The 16,819-nt window shown below is 53.8% G+C and carries 29 protein-coding genes; 20 read left to right on the top strand and 9 right to left on the bottom strand.

Annotated features, from left to right (window positions below):
• Window positions 1-187 precede the first annotated feature (187 nt).
• The 3 genes from OHL23_RS18095 to OHL23_RS18085 all read right to left on the bottom strand — a co-directional run bounded on the left by OHL23_RS18095 (window position 188) and on the right by OHL23_RS18085 (window position 2,165).
• The gene (locus tag OHL23_RS18095) at window positions 188-1,462 is read right to left on the bottom strand and encodes a hypothetical protein (RefSeq protein WP_263353368.1); all 1,275 of its coding nucleotides are present in this window, start codon (window positions 1,460-1,462) and stop codon (window positions 188-190) included.
• 55 nt (window positions 1,463-1,517) lie between these two features.
• The gene (locus OHL23_RS18090) at window positions 1,518-1,973 is read right to left on the bottom strand and encodes a hypothetical protein (protein ID WP_263353367.1); all 456 of its coding nucleotides are present in this window, start codon (window positions 1,971-1,973) and stop codon (window positions 1,518-1,520) included.
• 69 nt (window positions 1,974-2,042) lie between these two features.
• The gene (locus tag OHL23_RS18085) at window positions 2,043-2,165 is read right to left on the bottom strand and encodes a hypothetical protein (RefSeq protein WP_263353366.1); all 123 of its coding nucleotides are present in this window, start codon (window positions 2,163-2,165) and stop codon (window positions 2,043-2,045) included.
• Window positions 2,166-2,332: 167 nt separating this feature from the next.
• On the opposite strand from OHL23_RS18085, the gene OHL23_RS18080 reads away from it, so the two are divergent.
• Window positions 2,333-2,596, top strand: coding sequence for a hypothetical protein (locus OHL23_RS18080; RefSeq protein WP_263353365.1), 264 nt, complete (start codon window positions 2,333-2,335; stop codon window positions 2,594-2,596).
• 70 nt (window positions 2,597-2,666) lie between these two features.
• Here the strand turns inward: OHL23_RS18080 and OHL23_RS18075 are convergent, their stop codons facing one another.
• Window positions 2,667-2,921 (bottom strand): hypothetical protein, encoded by a 255-nt coding sequence (locus OHL23_RS18075; RefSeq protein WP_263353364.1) that lies wholly within the window; start codon window positions 2,919-2,921, stop codon window positions 2,667-2,669.
• 103 nt (window positions 2,922-3,024) lie between these two features.
• On the opposite strand from OHL23_RS18075, the gene OHL23_RS18070 reads away from it, so the two are divergent.
• Window positions 3,025-3,669 carry a S24 family peptidase gene (locus tag OHL23_RS18070; protein ID WP_263353363.1) on the top strand — a complete coding sequence of 215 codons (645 nt, stop codon included), beginning with the start codon at window positions 3,025-3,027 and terminating at the stop codon, window positions 3,667-3,669.
• A gap of 21 nt (window positions 3,670-3,690) precedes the next feature.
• On the opposite strand, the gene OHL23_RS18065 is transcribed toward OHL23_RS18070, so the two are convergent.
• A complete protein-coding gene (locus OHL23_RS18065; RefSeq protein ID WP_263353362.1) occupies window positions 3,691-4,887 on the bottom strand; it encodes a toll/interleukin-1 receptor domain-containing protein in 1,197 nt (398 codons plus the stop codon).
• 147 nt (window positions 4,888-5,034) lie between these two features.
• Here OHL23_RS18065 and OHL23_RS18060 point away from each other — a divergent pair, with 147 nt between their 5' ends.
• On the top strand, window positions 5,035-5,349 hold the full coding sequence (locus tag OHL23_RS18060) for a hypothetical protein (RefSeq protein ID WP_263353361.1): 315 nt from the start codon (window positions 5,035-5,037) through the stop codon (window positions 5,347-5,349).
• 2 nt (window positions 5,350-5,351) lie between these two features.
• The gene (locus OHL23_RS18055; RefSeq protein ID WP_263353360.1) at window positions 5,352-5,579 is read left to right on the top strand and encodes a hypothetical protein; all 228 of its coding nucleotides are present in this window, start codon (window positions 5,352-5,354) and stop codon (window positions 5,577-5,579) included.
• Between the two features lie 21 nt (window positions 5,580-5,600).
• Here OHL23_RS18055 and OHL23_RS18050 read toward each other — a convergent pair whose 3' ends face one another.
• Entirely contained in the window at window positions 5,601-5,783 is a 183-nt protein-coding gene (locus OHL23_RS18050) for a hypothetical protein (RefSeq protein ID WP_263353359.1), read from the bottom strand.
• On the opposite strand from OHL23_RS18050, the gene OHL23_RS18045 reads away from it, so the two are divergent.
• The 10 genes from OHL23_RS18045 to OHL23_RS18000 are packed head-to-tail and all read left to right on the top strand — an operon-like array spanning window position 5,782 to window position 10,308.
• Window positions 5,782-6,297, top strand: a complete 516-nt coding sequence (locus OHL23_RS18045; protein ID WP_263353358.1) for a transglutaminase-like cysteine peptidase — start codon at window positions 5,782-5,784, stop codon at window positions 6,295-6,297. The genes OHL23_RS18050 and OHL23_RS18045 overlap by 2 nt on opposite strands.
• Window positions 6,294-6,425 carry a hypothetical protein gene (locus tag OHL23_RS18040; RefSeq protein WP_263353357.1) on the top strand — a complete coding sequence of 44 codons (132 nt, stop codon included), beginning with the start codon at window positions 6,294-6,296 and terminating at the stop codon, window positions 6,423-6,425. The genes OHL23_RS18045 and OHL23_RS18040 overlap by 4 nt, the downstream gene beginning before the upstream one ends.
• Window positions 6,425-6,580 (top strand): hypothetical protein, encoded by a 156-nt coding sequence (locus OHL23_RS18035; RefSeq protein WP_263353356.1) that lies wholly within the window; start codon window positions 6,425-6,427, stop codon window positions 6,578-6,580. Before OHL23_RS18040 ends, OHL23_RS18035 begins: the two co-directional genes overlap by 1 nt.
• Window positions 6,577-6,777: a hypothetical protein gene (locus OHL23_RS18030; RefSeq protein ID WP_263353355.1), complete on the top strand. Its 201-nt coding sequence runs from the start codon at window positions 6,577-6,579 to the stop codon at window positions 6,775-6,777. The genes OHL23_RS18035 and OHL23_RS18030 overlap by 4 nt, the downstream gene beginning before the upstream one ends.
• Window positions 6,774-7,133, top strand: coding sequence for a helix-turn-helix domain-containing protein (locus OHL23_RS18025; RefSeq protein ID WP_263353354.1), 360 nt, complete (start codon window positions 6,774-6,776; stop codon window positions 7,131-7,133). Before OHL23_RS18030 ends, OHL23_RS18025 begins: the two co-directional genes overlap by 4 nt.
• Complete coding sequence (locus tag OHL23_RS18020; RefSeq protein WP_263353353.1) at window positions 7,130-7,339, top strand: hypothetical protein; 210 nt, start codon at window positions 7,130-7,132, stop codon at window positions 7,337-7,339. Before OHL23_RS18025 ends, OHL23_RS18020 begins: the two co-directional genes overlap by 4 nt.
• Complete coding sequence (locus OHL23_RS18015) at window positions 7,336-7,590, top strand: hypothetical protein (protein WP_263353352.1); 255 nt, start codon at window positions 7,336-7,338, stop codon at window positions 7,588-7,590. The genes OHL23_RS18020 and OHL23_RS18015 overlap by 4 nt, the downstream gene beginning before the upstream one ends.
• On the top strand, window positions 7,587-7,904 hold the full coding sequence (locus tag OHL23_RS18010) for a hypothetical protein (protein ID WP_263353345.1): 318 nt from the start codon (window positions 7,587-7,589) through the stop codon (window positions 7,902-7,904). The genes OHL23_RS18015 and OHL23_RS18010 overlap by 4 nt, the downstream gene beginning before the upstream one ends.
• Complete coding sequence (locus OHL23_RS18005) at window positions 7,901-9,043, top strand: ATP-dependent DNA helicase (RefSeq protein WP_263353344.1); 1,143 nt, start codon at window positions 7,901-7,903, stop codon at window positions 9,041-9,043. Before OHL23_RS18010 ends, OHL23_RS18005 begins: the two co-directional genes overlap by 4 nt.
• Before the next feature lie 11 nt (window positions 9,044-9,054).
• Window positions 9,055-10,308, top strand: coding sequence for an ATP-binding protein (locus OHL23_RS18000; protein ID WP_263353343.1), 1,254 nt, complete (start codon window positions 9,055-9,057; stop codon window positions 10,306-10,308).
• 143 nt (window positions 10,309-10,451) lie between these two features.
• Here the strand turns inward: OHL23_RS18000 and OHL23_RS17995 are convergent, their stop codons facing one another.
• Entirely contained in the window at window positions 10,452-10,796 is a 345-nt protein-coding gene (locus OHL23_RS17995) for a hypothetical protein (protein ID WP_263353342.1), read from the bottom strand.
• A gap of 23 nt (window positions 10,797-10,819) precedes the next feature.
• Between OHL23_RS17995 and OHL23_RS17990 the strand changes: the two genes are divergently transcribed.
• The 4 genes from OHL23_RS17990 to OHL23_RS17975 all read left to right on the top strand — a co-directional run bounded on the left by OHL23_RS17990 (window position 10,820) and on the right by OHL23_RS17975 (window position 13,851).
• The gene (locus OHL23_RS17990; protein ID WP_263353341.1) at window positions 10,820-11,122 is read left to right on the top strand and encodes a hypothetical protein; all 303 of its coding nucleotides are present in this window, start codon (window positions 10,820-10,822) and stop codon (window positions 11,120-11,122) included.
• Window positions 11,123-11,332: 210 nt separating this feature from the next.
• Window positions 11,333-11,839, top strand: coding sequence for a hypothetical protein (locus tag OHL23_RS17985; protein ID WP_263353340.1), 507 nt, complete (start codon window positions 11,333-11,335; stop codon window positions 11,837-11,839).
• A complete protein-coding gene (locus OHL23_RS17980; protein ID WP_263353339.1) occupies window positions 11,766-12,626 on the top strand; it encodes a hypothetical protein in 861 nt (286 codons plus the stop codon). Before OHL23_RS17985 ends, OHL23_RS17980 begins: the two co-directional genes overlap by 74 nt.
• Before the next feature lie 43 nt (window positions 12,627-12,669).
• Complete coding sequence (locus OHL23_RS17975) at window positions 12,670-13,851, top strand: toll/interleukin-1 receptor domain-containing protein (RefSeq protein ID WP_263353338.1); 1,182 nt, start codon at window positions 12,670-12,672, stop codon at window positions 13,849-13,851.
• A gap of 19 nt (window positions 13,852-13,870) precedes the next feature.
• Here OHL23_RS17975 and OHL23_RS17970 read toward each other — a convergent pair whose 3' ends face one another.
• The gene (locus tag OHL23_RS17970) at window positions 13,871-14,227 is read right to left on the bottom strand and encodes a phage tail protein (protein ID WP_263353337.1); all 357 of its coding nucleotides are present in this window, start codon (window positions 14,225-14,227) and stop codon (window positions 13,871-13,873) included.
• Window positions 14,228-14,414: 187 nt separating this feature from the next.
• Entirely contained in the window at window positions 14,415-15,281 is an 867-nt protein-coding gene (locus tag OHL23_RS17965; RefSeq protein ID WP_263353336.1) for a toll/interleukin-1 receptor domain-containing protein, read from the bottom strand.
• 496 nt (window positions 15,282-15,777) lie between these two features.
• Here OHL23_RS17965 and OHL23_RS17960 point away from each other — a divergent pair, with 496 nt between their 5' ends.
• Both OHL23_RS17960 and OHL23_RS17955 read left to right on the top strand, forming a co-directional pair.
• Window positions 15,778-16,008: a hypothetical protein gene (locus tag OHL23_RS17960; RefSeq protein WP_263353335.1), complete on the top strand. Its 231-nt coding sequence runs from the start codon at window positions 15,778-15,780 to the stop codon at window positions 16,006-16,008.
• A 20-nt stretch (window positions 16,009-16,028) separates the two neighbouring features.
• Window positions 16,029-16,574, top strand: a complete 546-nt coding sequence (locus OHL23_RS17955; RefSeq protein WP_263353334.1) for a DUF1643 domain-containing protein — start codon at window positions 16,029-16,031, stop codon at window positions 16,572-16,574.
• Window positions 16,575-16,819 lie beyond the last annotated feature (245 nt).

The following is a 16,819-nucleotide window of genomic DNA, read 5'->3' as shown; positions in this document are numbered from 1 at the left end:
GAGCTTATCGCCCTCTGCCGTTCGGGCAATAAAAACCCGCCGATGAGGGCGGGAAGAACGGGATTGCTGAAGACGCGACTATGGCGTGTCAGCAAAATCACTATAAACGCATTTCATAAGATTTCAAGAAGAATCTTTGGGTGACTAATATACCCCTTAACAGAGTAGGCAGCGACTCGTGTCGAGTTCAAAGCCTCCAATCGGTTTGCCGTTCATCTATCTTATCCCAAAGACTATGACTCATAACCGTGATCCACGCTGAAGTTGATCCCTTAAGCCCCGGAAAGACGGTTTTTCCGGTTTCAAACTTGAACACCACCGAAGAGGCAGATCTTACCGGGACTGATTTCACTATGGTTTTGACAAGAGCTTTTGTTAAAGCGCTTGCGGTTCCTGCCAATATTCCCGCCAAGACATTTCCCGTTACCGAGATTCCGGCAAATGCCCCTGCGGAAAAGTCCATGCCCACATCGGTGAGGCGTTCTTTCAGGATGTTGGTTCCCAACAAATCTTTCCTGAGATTCTCAAGAGCTGGTTGCAACTCGTCTTTCTCAAATGTCCTTACCTCGTCGAAAAACGCCGGATCTTCAAGTCCGCCAGCAAGCTTTGCTGTTATCTCGCGCATGAATTTTCTGAAGTCATTAAATGAAGCTTCATTGGACCGCACCGACATCAGATTTGCCGCATCGAGAAATCGAAATGACGGAAGTTTGATTTGCGGTAATGTCGCAAGAACCTTTCTATCAACCAGGCCTAGAGCACTATCGAGTTTGCTCGCTGCATGTGTAAGCGCTGTATATTCGTCGCCAAATAATGCCGTGTACGAAGCATCGAATATCCGGGCATATGAAAGCCCTTCTGCAATATAAAGTTCCGGCCATGCATTATCCATCTCGGTCCGTGTGAAACTTCTGACCTCACCAAACAGCTCAGCCGCAGTACGCCCTTGATAGCAAGTCATTGCTGGATATAAGCAGACAATTTTTGCATCCATTAGCGGCTTGAGTTCTTCGAATGCCTTCAGTGCATGAAGCAGCTGTATCTTATTTGCGATGATTGGCCTATGTATTGTCAGAGTGAATTGCATTTCCGCAGTAAGTGCTTGCCAAGCTAGAATCTCGACTGGATCTGCGACCCACACCCTGTCAACATATAGCGACAGGTGAAGAATTCCGCTAATCCACCGGTCAATCACTTCATGTGGTGTTTCTACTTCACTTGTTCGCATGGACGCCGATGGCCCAGCACGCATACTGAGGAGAGAGGGTGCAAAAACATGCACCGACTGATGAGAGGATCTCGGCGCGGGCACCCAATCCTTGTATTGCTCCACCAGTATTTCGGCTAAGGTTGTTTCCATGAGAATGTCGAGCCGGTCACGATGCACGGTCTCTTCTATATCGAGAAAAGCTGGGCGGAGAGATTCAATAAAGTTCTCTCTAGCAGTCTGCAGGGATTCCATCGATTATACCCCAATCTTAATACGTGGAATTGTAACCGACTGACGCCTTATCAGATCAGGGCTTTGTCAATCGCGCCTTGATCTCGTCCCTCGCCTCGCCCAACGCCTTATCCAGAGTCTCAAACGCCGCCTGAATGTTCGGCCCGAACGCATAAATCGCCCGGTAATCCACTTCCTCGAAATACGTCCCATCAATGTCTGGCTGCGTAAAACACACGAGTTCTACCCAGTGCCACGGCGGCGCTATCCGCGTTACCGGGCCAGTGCGCTTCATAAGCCGGTAGGTGACGGTGTAGAGCGTCATGGCGTCGATGCCGCTGTCATCTCCGCCGATGTCGTTGTAGATGCGGCCATGCGAGCGGGAGAACGCACAATCTCGTATGGTGCAGATGCGCTTGCCGCTGTCGTAATGGTGCGATTCGATGATTCCTCGCCTCAAGCACTGATCGAGGGGATGCTGGCTGCGCACATGAATCGTGCCGGCGTTGTACTCGGTCAACCGCCTGTTCAAGTTGCTTATCCGTCAATGTGAACGCTTCGTCTTTGACGCGGATGGTGACGGTATTTGCGTGCGGATGTGTCATGTGGCTACCTGGCGGCAAATGGTTTCAACGATGGGCCTAAGCTGGTCGGCGGCGACAGTGCCAGCGCGGCGAGGCGCAAGAGGCTCGGCATGGGGAAGTTGTGGCGAGGCCAGAGTCATGCGGCTACCCTCCGTGGCTCTTGACGGTGTTGCGAAGCGGGGATAGGCTGTGCGCCACCATCGACAGGGTTAGAACAATATGGGGAATATTCTTTTATCGGTTGCGGGAGTGTGGCTGCTGCTGAACACCTTGTTCGTGCTTTGCCTGCATGTTCTGACGCGGGGATATGAAGCATATCTGCGCCCGGCGAATCCAAGGCCGGAAGACCGGCAGCTTTATGAATGGCTTGATGGTTCCCTGTAGCATTATCGCAATGGTGTGGCTGTTGGCGGCCGCGGCGACGCTCTACTCTGCCAAGCGGCGCAGAGACCCCATAGGCGGGGCAGAAGTTGCCTTCAGCTTCATATTGCCGCTGATCGTGATTGTCTGCGCAATTGCGTTCGTGCCGGTTTATCTGGCGGGGCGGCTGAGGGAACTTGTGGGGAGGTAGGGTCATCAAGGCCCGTCCTTTGTTGGAATAATTCTGAACTGTCATAAAACTGTCACTGTAGCTTTCTTACTCACGTGTTAATACGTGATCCAATGCTTAACTGTTTCTTAGGAATTGAAATGACTACATCACTCGATAATTCACGAATGAGACGCTGGAAGGTATCAAGCGTGCAGCCTCGGTCTTCCTTATCCATCTCCACGAAGAACTTACGGTCATTGACCATTTTCTTACCGAGCGAGCCCAATGTAATTCTTTTGCGCTTACAATAAGCCTTAGCGGCTCGAAGCAATTCACCCTTCAAATCAACGTTGGTCAGATCCATGAGCACTCCTTCTTTGCTCAGACATAGAGTAAAAGCCCTCCAATCGCAAGTGGAATATTACTTCATGACAAACTCGGTGCCGGGAAGGATAACTCCTTCCTGCATGATTCACACGCGAGGCACTTTACTCGGCGCAATAGCGCGCTGCATGGAAGACAAGGGATGGAGCCTACGCGAGTTCGCTAGGCAGACGGCGGTCACCTACGACAGTTTGAAGGACTTCAAGTGGGGACGTACCCAGATGCTGAAGGGCGACAACCTGCAGAAGGTCGTGGCCTATCTGGGGGAGAACTATATGCCAATGATGCAGGTGCTGGGCTACGTCGGAGCCGGCGGCGAAGTTTTTCCTATCGATGACCATGCAAAGGGGGCCGGCCTTGAGGAAGTGGAGTGTCCGCCAGGCCTGGACCCCGCAAGCGTCGTCCCACTACGCATTCGCGGAGATTCCATGTACCCGGTGTTTCAGAATGGGTGGATCGTCTATTACAGCTCCCGCAGGGATATTGTGGCACCGGAGGATCAGCAGCTGGCGCAGCTCAAGACGAGACCAATTTCTCCAATCGACTCTCTGGCGGACTTCTACGGCAAACCGTGTGTAGTGAAATTGCGCGATGGTAGAGCATTATTGAAGACGCTCAAGAAGGGCCGCTCGCTCGGCCTGTATACGCTTACCAGCTACAACGCCAGCGACATTGAAGATGCCAATATCGAATGGGCCGCCCGCATCGTTTTCGTGAAGATTGTCTGAATTTCACTTCAACGGACCTAATCAGAATTTATGAAAGCTTGTGAGAAAGCTCACCTTTTGGAATAGATCGCTACGGAATAGTTTCGGCAGCCCTGCCCGCCATAACCCATGCCAGAGCTTATTTCGATCAATGGGGGTATCATCTGCCCATTTGTGTTCGAGTGCTTCCTTTCTTAGGTCTTGGAAGTCTTTCAGCAGTTCTGATCGCACGATCGAATTGTCATATTCGTTTAGCACGGCATAAAGGCGAAAAGTTCCATAAAAGGCCTTATATGCTGCATCCTCCTCACCTCTACCGTACTCGATGACCGCGATCATTGTTCCGAGGCAGTCTATGAGGATTGAAGGACAGCGCACGCGATGGGGCAGACGGGTAACGACTGATAACCCATTGCTCATTATCTGTATTGCCCGATCAAGAATGGCTTTGCGCCGGTAGGTCTTCGGAGCGTTCAGTATTTCATCGAAGCCTGGACGAATCTCGATCCTCATGGGGTTCATAGTGTCATGCATATAGTTTCCGTCAAACCAACTTGGCATCAACAGTTCATCTAACCGCTGCCAACATCGGATTAACAGAAGGAACAAAGCATTTTTGGGAAGGCTCATCAGCTCGTCCGGCCCTACGCCAATGTCCGTTGCCTCCTTCTTATATTCGAAAGTTCGAAGATCGATGGTTGGACGTTTCTCCACCACTTGTGGCGCGGCTGATACTGGTGTAACTGATATCGACGGAACTTGTACCGGCGCACTTGGTACCGGCATGGCCGCGAATGTGTCTTCTACTTTTTTCCGACTCGGTCTCACCGAAAGACGACGAATTACCTGTTGTAGGCCGTTTTTATAGGCCTTGGGGTCTCGGAAATCCGCGTAAGCCTTATCTGCGAGAAAGGAGGGCAGCTTGCAGTTTCCAATCACGAGCGGCAGGACTTTGACTTTCCTGTTCTCAATCTCCTGAGTCATCGCTTTCCGCAATTCATATTTCACCCATCGTGACTTGACGCTATCAGGCGAGATGATAGCTGCGACGTAGTCCATCCGATCGATTCCTTCACTGATTTTTTCCAAGAGGGAGTCGCCGAGCATAATTTCTGCTTCATCTATCCAAACGCGGAACCCAGCCTCCTTCAAATCTGCGCCAATCCGGCGGGCAAAGCGTTTATCGGCGTGACTATGACTTATAAAGATTCCCCGCTGCTTCTTGACTGCAACCGGCATGTTAAGTGCTCCTCCTCGTCACGAACACAGTCATGAGTGCAGTAGGCAACCATTTTACCTGACGAGAATAACGAGCCTGGTACCGAGGGCGGAGCAAAAGAGTAAAAATCCTCCACTTTTTTGTTGACGGGAGGGTTTTTCCTCCCTATGGTGCCTCATCAACCTACAGATGAGCACCACATGCAGCCCCCCTCCAAGCCCACCCCCACGAAATTCATCAATGTCTTCTCCACCGGCAACAAGTTCTGGTCTGAAGGCGAGGTCATCATGTCTCGTCAGGCAGCGGTCGAGGATGCCGAGGAAACGGTTGGCACCTATGAATTCACGCTAACCGATGTCGGCCAGATCGACCTGTCAAGCGAATTCAGCAAGGCTTGGCACGAGCAGAGAGATTTCGACGCTGCCGTGGACCGCCAGATCGACGAGATGAAAGCGGAACGCCTTGAGCGGGAGGGCGCATAGTCATGGCCAAATCAAAAATCAAACCCGCTTCCTGGCAGCATGAGATCGTCTCAGACCACAATGTCAAGGGACGCAAATACCGCTTCAACGTCGATGAGAACCGCCAGACCATCTACGCGAAAGTGACCGCTGAATACTTCAACGACACCGCTGGCTCATGGCGTCCAGTCAGCAGCGAATACACGAAAGAGGTCCTGTACGCTGCGGTTTCCAAGCGGGAGGGTCGGTAGATGCAAGACCTGATCGCCCTCTTACAGCAATCCATCGGCAGCATCGGCCCTGATGTCGCAGCCATCAAGCAGAACATCATGGCCAGCTGTTCCATGGAGGGTGACATAGTAAGGGCCATAGAGGCGCGTGTGAAGGCTGAGCAAAGCCGCGTCGATTACCGTGCGTTCTGTGACGAAGTTGACGCCATACGGGAGAGCCATCATGCGTAGGCTCCTTCCCATCCTCATCGTCATCATGCCGCTATCGTGCCCCGCATTTGATATGGACGTGCAGCTCACAGGCTGGACTTACGCGACGCAACTCTTGAATGCCTACCCCATCCGCACACACAGCCTTCCCATCGCTCACTTCGAGGCCAAGCTGGATGAAATCAACCGCGAAATCAACAGAATTCCGTATGCCAACGACGAAGCGAACTACCACGAGGCCATCTGGCAAACTCCCGTGCAATTCTCGCAACTTGGTGGGGAATGCCGCGACTACGTGGTGGCCAAATACTCAGCCCTCTACACCCTCGGTGTTGCCGATGCCGACATGCAGTTCGTCGGGGTCCGTATCCGCAAAGATGGTCGCTTCCACGCCATCCTTCTTGTGAGCCACGGCGGCCGCGCGTTCATCCTCGACAACCGCTACCCGAACGTCCGGCCCGCGTCCGCTATGGCTGATTACGAACCGCTTTACTACATCAACCGCGTCAACTGGAGGGTAGCGCAATGAAGAAACTTATGAATCAGGCCTTGGGCCGCGAACCTGAGAGTCTGTGGATGTCCGTCATCGGCGCCGCCTGCGCCTTCATTCTTCCGGTCATCATCATCGGCACCTATGTCGCATGGAGGGGAATCTGATGAACACCCTAACCGTAAGCCTCGTCCGCTTCAGCCCCGCATGGTGCATCTTCGTGCTCGGTTTCTGTGCCGTTGCCGCAGCGTTGTTCGCGCTTTGCTTCATCGGCGGAGAAGCTCTTGCAATGAATCTGTTGGCTCATGGAGGTGCCCAATGATCCCCTTCATCAAATACATGGTCGTGGTAAACGCCGCTATGGCAGCCTTGCTGGCTGCATTCTACGGCGCTGTCGAGGCCTGCAACCGACTCGGCATATCTCCGTGGTGGGCTGCGGTGCCGTATATCGCTGGCTTCGCCTTCTACGTGAAGTTTGAGCTTAAACAAGCATATGACCCAAGGAGTGAGCGCTCATGACGCCAGCAGAATTCAATAAGGCCATCAGTGCAGAGATAAAATCCCTCCGCAAGCAGCATGGCTATACACAGCTGTTCCTGGCCGAGGCCATTTCCGTCAGCTACCAGCAGATCCAGAAAAGTGAGTGTGGCACCAACGCCTTTTCCGCCTTTCAAATTGCGCAACTTGCCCAACTCTTCGGTGTCACCGTGAGCGAGATATATGAGCGTGCTGGTACTTCCGCGACCGAACCTTCTGAAGCACAGCACGACGCCTACCTCGCCGCCCGCTATGTCGCACGCATCGCTGACCCGGCGGAGCGACGTCACCTTGTCGATTACGCTCGCAAACGTGCTTATCAGGGAGAGCCAGCATGAGAGTTCCCGTCGACCATCCCTCGGCGGCACTATCAGCCTGCATCACTGCGCTGATCATGTGCCTGTTCATGCCGGTATTGCTCTGGCTCACGAGGAAGTTCTTTGGTGAAGATGAGTTCCGCGACGGCTTCTACTGGGGACTTGTCGTTGTGGGACCCCTCTCTACCCGCCTTCTCGATCCACTTTTTCATTCAGTATTCCAATGACGGCAGAAGACAACGCATTGCGGCTCTTGGCCGGATTTGACTGGAAGCCCCAGGGCAAGCAGCTCATGGCCAACGCCGATTTCAATGAGATTGACCGCATCGCCATCAAGGAAGATCTCGGCAAGGACGGCATCGAGGGGATCGGCCTGCAGTTCATCGGCACGAAGGCGTACATAAGCGCCGCGGCGGAATCACTTTTCCGGGTAGAGGGCATGCCTCTGAAGATTTGCAGGGAGGCGATGGCGAGATGAGCAAGGACCCCGACAACTTCTGGACCGGCTTCGACGCATGCCTGAAAGAGGCGCGCCGTGAGCTCGCTGCCCGCGAGAGGGTGGTCTACCTCGGCACGTTCATGGACGCGCGTCAGCGGGCCTCTGCAGGCTACAGGGCGTTGGAGAATGCCCTCTACGAGCTGGAGATGACAGCAGACGCCTACACGCCCACGCGTGGCGATATTGATGCGCTGAGCGCGGCGGAGACTCGTGTTTCGCTGCTGAAAGAGAGGCAGGGCATGCGGAAGGGACTGGTGCACCTGGTCGGCGTCATGGGGAGGCCTGCGCCATGAAAATATCTCCGTCAGCCGAACAGTGCGCAGCGATAAAGGCCATCGTCAAGTGGTACGGCACGAAGCACCAGGAGTTCTACCTTGCTGGCTACGCAGGCGTGGGCAAATCCACGATTGCAAACATAGCTATCGATGAGCTCAAGGACAAATATGGCATCACGAAAGTCCGCACGGCCGCGTATACCGGAAAAGCAGCATCTGTTCTCCGCCGCAAAGGCGTCGAGAAGGCGCAGACGATACATAGCCTGATCTATTCGCCCACGGTGGATGAAAAGACAGGCGCGCTTTCGTTCTCCCTTTCCGAAGAGAGTGACGCCGCAAAGGCCGAATTGATCGTGCTCGACGAGTGCAGCATGGTCGGGGAGGATATGGCCAAGGATCTGCGCTCTTTCGGAAAGAAGATCCTCATCATGGGTGACCCCGGTCAGCTGCCGCCAGTAAGGGGACAGGGTGCTTTTACCAACCGTCAACCCGATGTCTTTCTCCGCGAGATTCATCGGCAGAATCTGGATAGCCCGATACTCCATCTTGCAACACTTGCCCGCCAAGGCGAACGTTTGCCGAGTCATTACGAAATTGGTCGCGTCAAGGTCCTGCCGCTGACCAAGGAGACACAGTCGTTGGTGTATCGCGAGGATACGCAGCTGATATGCGGCCTTAATCGCGTCCGTTGGACCTATACGCAGCGCATCCGCACGTTACGTGGGCATGAAGGGCGCCGACCTAATGTTGGCGAGCGCCTTATCTGCTGCAAGAACAACCGTCGCGAAGGCCTCTTCAATGGCGCGATGGGTACTCTTAACGACCTGAAATCAGATTACAAAGGCGCGCACGGCGCGTGGGAAGTGGATGTCAAGTTGGATGACGTACATGATCCCAAGACCAGCATCACCATCGATCCTTTTCATTTCGATAACCACTTCATGTTTGGCGAAGCCAAGCGCCTTGAAGTTCCGGGAATGCGATTTGACGAGTTCGACTGGGGATATGCCATCACCTGCCATAAAGCGCAGGGGTCGAGTTGGGATCACGTCACCATTATCGACGATAGCGGCTCCTTCCGGGAGCACCGCAATCACTGGTTGTACACGGCCTTAACCCGTGCCGAAAACGGGCTCACCCTTTTAACGCGTCAATAGGAGCGTCCACTATGTCACTTTTTGATAGAAACTCACCCCTGAAACCCAACCAGGCCTACCTGAAGATGGGTATTTATGGCAACGCCGGTACGGGCAAGACCTACACCGGCTCCAAGGTTGCAATCGGACTCGCCGAATACGTGAAAGAAAAGGGCGGCGCGCTGCCTCCTGTTTTCTTTCTCGACACCGAGACGGGATCGACATGGGCAAAGCCTTGGTTCGACCAGGCCGGCGTCGAATTCATTTCGATCTGCACGCGCTCATTCTCCGATTTGAAGCAGGCGGTTGCGGATGCCGAGAAGGAACAAGCAATTCTAATCGTCGACAGCATCACCCACTTCTGGATTGAGCTTTGCCTCACCTTTGCCCGCCAGCGCAAGCGCAAAGACAATCGCTTGGAGTTTCAGGATTACGGTGCCATTAAGCCGATGTGGGCACAGTTCACGGAGTCTTATCTCAACAGCAAGGCCCACATCATCCTGTGCGGCCGCGCCGGCAACACATATGAGTACCAGGAGAAAGAGGACGGCGGCAAGAAAGAGCTGATCTCTACCGGCACCAAGATGAAAGCTGAAAGCGAGATGGGCTACGAGCCGTCACTTCTGGTCGAGATGATCGCCGAGAAGTCATTGGAACGGAAGAAAAAACTCACCATACGCAAGGGTTATGTGGTGAAGGACCGCTCCACCATCCTCGATGGCCGCGAATTCATCAACCCCGGCTTCAAGGTCTTCCTGCCGCATATTGAGCTCCTCAACATTGGCGGTCAGCATGTCGGCGTCGACGCATCGCGCAACAGCGCCAAACTTTTCGACCAGCAGACGGGCAAGCCCGATTGGCAGAAGGAGAAGCTCCAAAAAGAAATCGTGCTCGAAGAGATCCAGAACCTGCTTGTCATGCACGTACCCGGACAAGCGGCCATCGACAAACAGCGCAAGATCAAACTCATCAAGGACCACTTCAACGCCACGTGGAAGGAGTTGGAGGAGGTCTTGTCCGCCGAAGCCGTGCGGCAGGGTTACGACACCATGCATCGCGAACTGGAGGGCAAGCCGTCGCGGTACTCGAATCAGGGTATCGACGACAGCATTCCGGACTTCAAGCCCGCAGATAAGGCGGCTGCAGCTCAGAACAATCCTCCGAAGGAGCCTGAGAAGACGCCGGCGGCTCCAGCAGAGAGCGCTGCAGCTACTACTGAGAAGCGAGGTCTATTCGGCAAACCAATCACAGCTAAAACGGCGGAAAACGCAGCATCTGCCGCTTAATGAATCGGATTGGTGTCCCGGCTCTGGTGCCCTTGACTTCACAGATGTGGACACCCTCGATTCGCTGATAGAAGCGAATCGAGACGCCCGGCCCGGCCGGACGACTGCTCTTAGGGGATGACCGTGAAGCTTGAGGGCGTAGGTCATTCCCTGATTGCAGGGGAATTATAGGAAGAAATTATGGCGACATGTAGAAAATGCGGGCGGACGAATATCAGGAAGGGCAAGGGCGGCCGGAAGAAATGCCGTCGCTGTGGCTTCCTATCTGAGAAGAAAGCAGCGCGAGCATGAGCATCCGCACCGCCATCGAGATAAACAACGATTTCCATGCCCATCAGAAGGGCAAATTCATCGGTGATCTCATGTGGACCATCTACCACGGCAATGACGCCGATTGGGAAGACCTGCGCCGCAGATATGGCGTTGAGCGCGTTTACCAGTGCCACGATGCCGACGACAGGCTGCAGGCACATAAGGATCAGCGCCACCCTGCGAATTTCAGGAGGACACCATGACGGCAAAGCCGCAATTCTCCGTCACCCTACTACCCGGCAACGAGGTTCGCTTCTGGAGCCTAAGCCGCAAGGCAAAGGTGAAGCCGGAGTATCGGCCCATGGGCGCTGAAAGATATCAATCTCAAGCGGCGGCGGAGTTTGCCGTTGACCACTACCTAGAAACGGGCAAGATCCTGCTGCATTCAGAGGTTAAGGCTATTCTCGCGCGGCGCAGAGCGTGGAAGCGAGAACAGGAATCACAGCTGCGGGCATCTGTGCGCCGGAGGAGCGAAGCAACACAGCAGGAGTTGAGGGTGTAACGGAGTAAATGACCGGTAATTGATATGGCTTACAAAATGACAGATTTAAGTGTCGGATTACGCATAGGTCGCAAAACCAATGGCACTTTCGATATTGAATACAACTGGGGCGAGGAAAGCCTTTATTTGGACACTGAGGATGCGGAGAAGGTCGCTAACTACATCCTGCAAGTCTTGGGCAAACAACACTCTCCGAGGGATACATAGCTCATGACCATCGGTGAACTTATTGCGGCTGTCGAGCACGCGATGGATAAAGGCGCGTATGCCTGCCTATGTGAAGGCGAAGCCCGAAAAGGCTATGTCGCGGTGACGCCTGGGAGCGTCCCTTGGCTGCCGTCCGGAGACTGGCCCGATGACATTGTTATAACGCAGAAAGGCCGCGAAGTAAGAATTGTGGCGATCTACGCCAAGGAGCCATGCAACGGGGCATTCTCGCGTATGATTAACGGCATTCTCAAGGCTGGCCTACGCCCTGTAGTTGTGGAACCCATGGGCGGCATGAACGACATCATGCGCGCGTGGAACTGGCGTTGCAGAGAAGTGGGGTCAACGTTTGATGACCACGAACGCCACTGGTTTCCGCAGCGCAAATGGATAGAACACCGGACAAAGGGGCCAGCGGTTATGATGTCTGTAAAAGATGCGAGACGATTTCACCGCAGAAATAAAACGCAACCTAGCGGCCAGGGTAGGCCACCTCTGCTCCAACCCTGAGTGCCGCGCTCTTACATCTGGACCGCAGGATGATCCCGAGGGCACCGTCAATCTTGGAGTAGCGGCTCATATCACCGGAGCATCTCTGGGAGGCCCGCGATTTGATGCGGCTCTCACGCCCGCCATGCGCAGCAGCATCGATAACGGCATCTGGCTATGCCAAAACTGTGGCAAGCTTATCGACAGCGATATGACGAGATTCACTGAATCGCTTCTGCGAGCATGGAAGTTGACCGCAGAGGACCATGCCCGCTATTCCCTCGGAAGAACCGCTGGGACTTCCACGCTTGTAGGAAAGCCTGAGCTGCAACTGTATCTGGAAATCGATAAGATCGGCCCGGATGTTTATACTCAGGTCCCCGTCCGCCGCTTTTTCCTTGGCCTGAAGAACGTCGGCACTGTGCTTGCCAAATTTCCTGGTATCCGATTCAATCGTAGCTCGGGCTTAGGATTGGACCAATTCGGGATCAATGGCAATTACGGAACGGGGTTGCCGCAACTTCCCTCCCAGCAGGAATGGATCACCTTTCGCGGCGGGAATGACCACGTCATACACGCGGCTGAAGAACTGATGGTCACAAAACTCTGGCAACCCGGCGAAAACAGAGATGTCGACGGCATTAATGTCAAAGATTACCCCAATCTTCATACGCGAAGCGGCCCCACGCACCATCGTTGGGAATTCAAGCCCATCAATTTTCGCTGTGATATTTCGGCCGAGGGTATTCCGACCGTGACAGTCGAGAAGGAATTTCCCTCTGAGTCGGTTGTATGGCTTCGACGCTAGTCATTCAGACCAAGGATCGGCCAGCAGGCTCGATAATGGAAGGATGTTCGAGTATGACATCACACTTTCATTCGCAGGCGAGCAGCGTGCTGAGGTCGAGCAGATTGCCGACTGTCTGATTGCGGCCGGGGCCAAGGTTTTCTACGACAAGTATTCAAAGGCGGAGCTTTGGGGTAAGGACCTGTACCAGCACTTGTCGGCCGTTTACCAGAAAAAGGCGCGGTACTGCATGGTCTTCATCTCGAAAGAATACGCAGAAAAGGCCTGGACAAGCCACGAGCTGAAGGCCGCCCAAGCCAGGGCATTTGCCGAGAAGGGGGCAGAGTACATTCTGCCCGTTCGCTTCGACGACACCGAAGTAGCTGGTGTATTGCCAACCACTGGATTTCTGGATTTCCGCTCCGAAGGCGCCGCAGGGATCTGCGCTGCGGCCCTAGAAAAACTTGGAAAGGCAACGGTGCCCCATCGGATACCCAGTCCGACCGCGGCTGCACAGGGACCGTTCTCCTGCGACTCTTCACCCCGCGCGCTCATCCTCTCCAAGGAACTCAACGTCACAATTTTCCCTCTGGTCGCGGAGAGCACCTGGAGCGATCAAATTGAGCTTTCGATTGAGCCCGAGGACAAAGAGACAGACGCCGTCCTCACAAAAATGAGGGGGCAGAAGCGGGGAATGCTCGTCGCCTATGGACTCGACGTTGCGGAAGTGGAACTTGAGTCAGCGGTCCGCAGCACGGTTCGAGGAGAAGCACTTTGGAAGTTGCAATTCCGCGCGAAGAGATCGGACTTCAGAAACGACATGGAAATGGGAACTTCCGGCACGACCGCCGAGCAGTTCGCTGAAATGCGCGTTCGCCGGCTGCTCTTGAATGAATTTCTGCCGCAGCGAAACGATCAGGGCGGCAACCACATTGGATTTCTAAACAATCTGATGCAGGAGAATCTCATCCAGGGAACGAACCCGATCATGGCCGTCGAAAAATCTCTCTTTCCCGATTTGTTCCGGCAGCTTGGAAGCTCGCCGCAGCCGTTTCTCGAATCTGCATGGATATCGGCGGTTGTCGGCCTCAAGCTGAGCTCGGCCATCGAGCATATCGACTATCTGAAGCTTGCCCTGTCCGGCGAGTTACTCCACGTCAAATTTAGAGGCTACCGGCACCGCAGATATTCAAACGTCGAACCTTACAAAATTGAAGTTTCCGGACAGCTACGGCTCGCGGAATAACAATTGCGCTGCCTACCGGTTAAGAATCCTTCCCCCGCTTCAGCGTCAGCGTAGGCGGCTTCTTCTTGCCGGGCAACTTTTTCAGAGACAGCTTTTCCGACAGATCCACAACTCCCCGCTTCAGAGTTACGTCTCCGGTTTTGTGGGTTCCCGGTATTTTTCTGACCTTTGGGCTCGCCTCAACCGCGGGTACTGCTGCATCGGGATCTGTCTCCTCCAGAGGGGCCGATTTCGCTGGCGCTTTGGCGGCTTTGGTGATCGCCGCATCGACGGTGCTTTCAACCACGGACTGGCTCACGCCCTTGTCCACGGCTTTGCGAACGGCCTTTTCGAGCTTCTTGACGGCTTTTTCTTTTTTGCGTGCTTCCTTTGTCATTTCGTATCCCTCATAACGCAGATATTCTTGCAGATCGGAATTCTATATTGCAGAAAGGGCATGGAAATGTATAAAAGGCAAACGCCATGACGTAAATACGCCCCATAAGGTGGATCTAATTCAGGCTGCTGCTGCGGTATTGAACCACATCGAAGGGGGTGCCCAACATGCCCAGTGACAGGTAGGACTAATCGAACCCGCGAGCAACGATGCCAAGCTCATCCGCGCGCCGTCGCAGAGCCTTCACCAGTTTTTCAAAGCCATCATCCGTGAAAATATCGATCCACTGCCATGTCCGAAGTCGGTCCGGTACTTCGCATTCGTCGAGCCGCAACGGAATGATGAAAATGCTGCCTTCAGGCTGATGATCGGCGACATCTAGCGCCAGTTTAATCTCTTTATGAGCAAAGCCAGCGGTTCTAAGCCATTTATTGGAAAGGAACACCAAAATTGCGTGGCTCGACTTGACTGCGCGCCTGATTTCAAGTTCCCAATCAACGCCGCCAATCAGGTCTTCCTCGTCAAACCACGGTTGTATGCCCCGTTCAAGGAGTTGGAGCCTTGTTTTTCGAACGGAGTCTTTGTCTTGTTTTGAATGGCATAGAAACACCTTGAGAGGTGCCTCGGTATACTTAATCTTCCCTGCCATAAGGTCACTTAGATCTTTCCTCAGGAGATCGGCGAAGCTTTTGAGCGATGGAACCCCATACTTTCTGCGAGCGACCTTTCTCATTATCGCGGGTGATGTCTGCTGGACTTTCGAAGCAAACTCGTAATAGAGAACTACTTTCTCATTGTTCAGGGCAGTTAGGAATATCCCATCACCGTAGAGAGGATTAAAGTCAGTCCTTGAAAATCTGTAACCCCTAGTGTGTGGTTTGTAGAGCCATATGATCGCGTCCGCTTCCAACACGGCACGATAAGGGTCCTGGACGCCATCCGGCCAGAATTCTTCCGCAGATGCATAATCCTCGGCTCCGCATTCGAGAATGAGCTTGCGGGCAAGTTCGTGAGCTTTTTCTCCGGCCGTGATTGTGACGAGGAAAATGCGCATTGTTATGGGGTGCTGCTGGATTGATACCTTCCCGGTGAGCGCACGGATGCATTGTCCGGAGAATTCAACACTTTCGCAGGATGCTTGCGGTAACGGACGTATTATGCCATAAATGGCGGACCGACACCGCAAAGTGCAAAGATGCGGTGCCGATCCTGACCACAACGTCTCGCTGAAAGAAACACGTCATGGCTGAAGCCGATATACCCGCTCGGGACCGTTCGAGCAAGAAAAGCAATCTAAGGATACGTCTCGGGAAAATATTAGACCGCTCTGCCAATGATCTTCACGGCTTCTATAAAAAGCATTACATCTGCATTGAACGTGAGAATGACGACCGATTCTACATCGTCGTAACCGCACCAGGCGGAGGCTACTGCTATGACGGATGGTGGCCGCGAAATCCCTTAGAGCCTCGAAAGACAATGCGCGAGGCGATTGAACAGGCTTTACTCGGCAGTTGTCTGCTACCACAAACCAAAGATGGCCGACGCAAATGATCGCCCTCGCCGCATCCGCATTCGAACTCTGGGCAGCCCGCGAAGGCTACAACACAGCCCCCACCGTGTCTCCCTGCCCACTTCGCCAATATGCCGACTGCGACACTCAGAAGGCGTTTGAAGCCTACCAAGGCGGCGCTGCTGATACTGCGCGTATGTTGACGGAATCCACGCTGGAGACGGATGCACTGCGCGACAAATTACAGGCGCTCGCATGCAGCAAGTAGAATTATTTCCAGAACCCACCATGAAACCTAAACATGATCCCGGCGGTAAGGTCCGTCTAGCAGTGGCGCAGGGCGTAAAAAGCACTGCGGTCTTTGGTGGCCCTAAGGACTGCTATCGTTACCGTCTCAAGAGGACGTGGGATGACAGCAAGCCGCACGTCATGTTCGTCATGATGAACCCCAGCACAGCCGATCCTCTGATCGATGACCCCACGGTCGCAAAATGCGGGCGTTTTGCTCGGGCATGGGGATATGGCGGGATCTACGTGGGCAATACGTTCGCTTATCGAGCGACTGACCAGAAGCGACTGCTGGAGATATCCGATCCGATAGGCCCGGACAACGACAAACACCTGATTGAGATGGCACAATCTGCGGCCGTTGTGGTGTTTGCTTACGGCAAGCCTAAGCATGCGCCCTTGCGCACGCGAGGACCAGCACTGGCAAAGCTGCTAATAGAGCGGGCTGGCGTCACACCGCACACATTACGGCTGTCCATGGAGGGAACGCCTTGGCATCCGTTGTACCTCAAAGAAACATTAAAGCCCGTCGTATGGAAGCTGTGACAGAACGGTTTTCTTCTTTAGACTTTCGGAATTCGTGCCTGGACCGAATCCGAATTTATACATTCGGGAGGAATTCGAAGCAGGGGCTCGTACAGGCTTGTCTTGTCTCCCACTTTTTGGAAATATCGGAAAAAGTCCTGAGACGAAGGAGGAGCGACTACGGCTATGATCCGTATCGTGTCGCCCTGGCTCGCATGAATCCTTCCCGTCCACGTGCCAGAATCACGGTTGTATTGCACAGAAGA

The organism is Acidicapsa acidisoli (genome assembly GCF_025685625.1).
GTDB lineage: Bacteria > Acidobacteriota > Terriglobia > Terriglobales > Acidobacteriaceae > Acidicapsa > Acidicapsa acidisoli.
This window is presented reverse-complemented; position numbering and strand designations above follow the sequence as displayed.

Coding starts and splice junctions, on each gene's coding strand:
- OHL23_RS18000 (WP_263353343.1), top strand. CDS start 9,055: ATGTCACTTTTTGATAGAAACTCACCCCTGAAACCCAACCAGGCCTAC.
- OHL23_RS17955 (WP_263353334.1), top strand. CDS start 16,029: ATGAAACCTAAACATGATCCCGGCGGTAAGGTCCGTCTAGCAGTGGCG.
- OHL23_RS18065 (WP_263353362.1), bottom strand. CDS start 4,887: ATGCCGGTTGCAGTCAAGAAGCAGCGGGGAATCTTTATAAGTCATAGT.
- OHL23_RS18035 (WP_263353356.1), top strand. CDS start 6,425: ATGAACACCCTAACCGTAAGCCTCGTCCGCTTCAGCCCCGCATGGTGC.
- OHL23_RS18070 (WP_263353363.1), top strand. CDS start 3,025: ATGATTCACACGCGAGGCACTTTACTCGGCGCAATAGCGCGCTGCATG.
- OHL23_RS18085 (WP_263353366.1), bottom strand. CDS start 2,165: ATGACTCTGGCCTCGCCACAACTTCCCCATGCCGAGCCTCTTGCGCCT.
- OHL23_RS18020 (WP_263353353.1), top strand. CDS start 7,130: ATGAGAGTTCCCGTCGACCATCCCTCGGCGGCACTATCAGCCTGCATC.
- OHL23_RS18095 (WP_263353368.1), bottom strand. CDS start 1,462: ATGGAATCCCTGCAGACTGCTAGAGAGAACTTTATTGAATCTCTCCGC.
- OHL23_RS17980 (WP_263353339.1), top strand. CDS start 11,766: ATGCGAGACGATTTCACCGCAGAAATAAAACGCAACCTAGCGGCCAGG.
- OHL23_RS17985 (WP_263353340.1), top strand. CDS start 11,333: ATGACCATCGGTGAACTTATTGCGGCTGTCGAGCACGCGATGGATAAA.
- OHL23_RS17990 (WP_263353341.1), top strand. CDS start 10,820: ATGACGGCAAAGCCGCAATTCTCCGTCACCCTACTACCCGGCAACGAG.
- OHL23_RS18030 (WP_263353355.1), top strand. CDS start 6,577: ATGATCCCCTTCATCAAATACATGGTCGTGGTAAACGCCGCTATGGCA.
- OHL23_RS18080 (WP_263353365.1), top strand. CDS start 2,333: ATGAAGCATATCTGCGCCCGGCGAATCCAAGGCCGGAAGACCGGCAGC.
- OHL23_RS17970 (WP_263353337.1), bottom strand. CDS start 14,227: ATGACAAAGGAAGCACGCAAAAAAGAAAAAGCCGTCAAGAAGCTCGAA.
- OHL23_RS17960 (WP_263353335.1), top strand. CDS start 15,778: ATGATCGCCCTCGCCGCATCCGCATTCGAACTCTGGGCAGCCCGCGAA.
- OHL23_RS18005 (WP_263353344.1), top strand. CDS start 7,901: ATGAAAATATCTCCGTCAGCCGAACAGTGCGCAGCGATAAAGGCCATC.
- OHL23_RS18050 (WP_263353359.1), bottom strand. CDS start 5,783: ATGATGGCTCTCCCGTATGGCGTCAACTTCGTCACAGAACGCACGGTA.
- OHL23_RS17975 (WP_263353338.1), top strand. CDS start 12,670: ATGTTCGAGTATGACATCACACTTTCATTCGCAGGCGAGCAGCGTGCT.
- OHL23_RS17965 (WP_263353336.1), bottom strand. CDS start 15,281: ATGCGCATTTTCCTCGTCACAATCACGGCCGGAGAAAAAGCTCACGAA.
- OHL23_RS18010 (WP_263353345.1), top strand. CDS start 7,587: ATGAGCAAGGACCCCGACAACTTCTGGACCGGCTTCGACGCATGCCTG.
- OHL23_RS18060 (WP_263353361.1), top strand. CDS start 5,035: ATGGTGCCTCATCAACCTACAGATGAGCACCACATGCAGCCCCCCTCC.
- OHL23_RS18025 (WP_263353354.1), top strand. CDS start 6,774: ATGACGCCAGCAGAATTCAATAAGGCCATCAGTGCAGAGATAAAATCC.
- OHL23_RS18045 (WP_263353358.1), top strand. CDS start 5,782: ATGCGTAGGCTCCTTCCCATCCTCATCGTCATCATGCCGCTATCGTGC.
- OHL23_RS18040 (WP_263353357.1), top strand. CDS start 6,294: ATGAAGAAACTTATGAATCAGGCCTTGGGCCGCGAACCTGAGAGTCTG.
- OHL23_RS18015 (WP_263353352.1), top strand. CDS start 7,336: ATGACGGCAGAAGACAACGCATTGCGGCTCTTGGCCGGATTTGACTGG.
- OHL23_RS18075 (WP_263353364.1), bottom strand. CDS start 2,921: ATGGATCTGACCAACGTTGATTTGAAGGGTGAATTGCTTCGAGCCGCT.
- OHL23_RS18055 (WP_263353360.1), top strand. CDS start 5,352: ATGGCCAAATCAAAAATCAAACCCGCTTCCTGGCAGCATGAGATCGTC.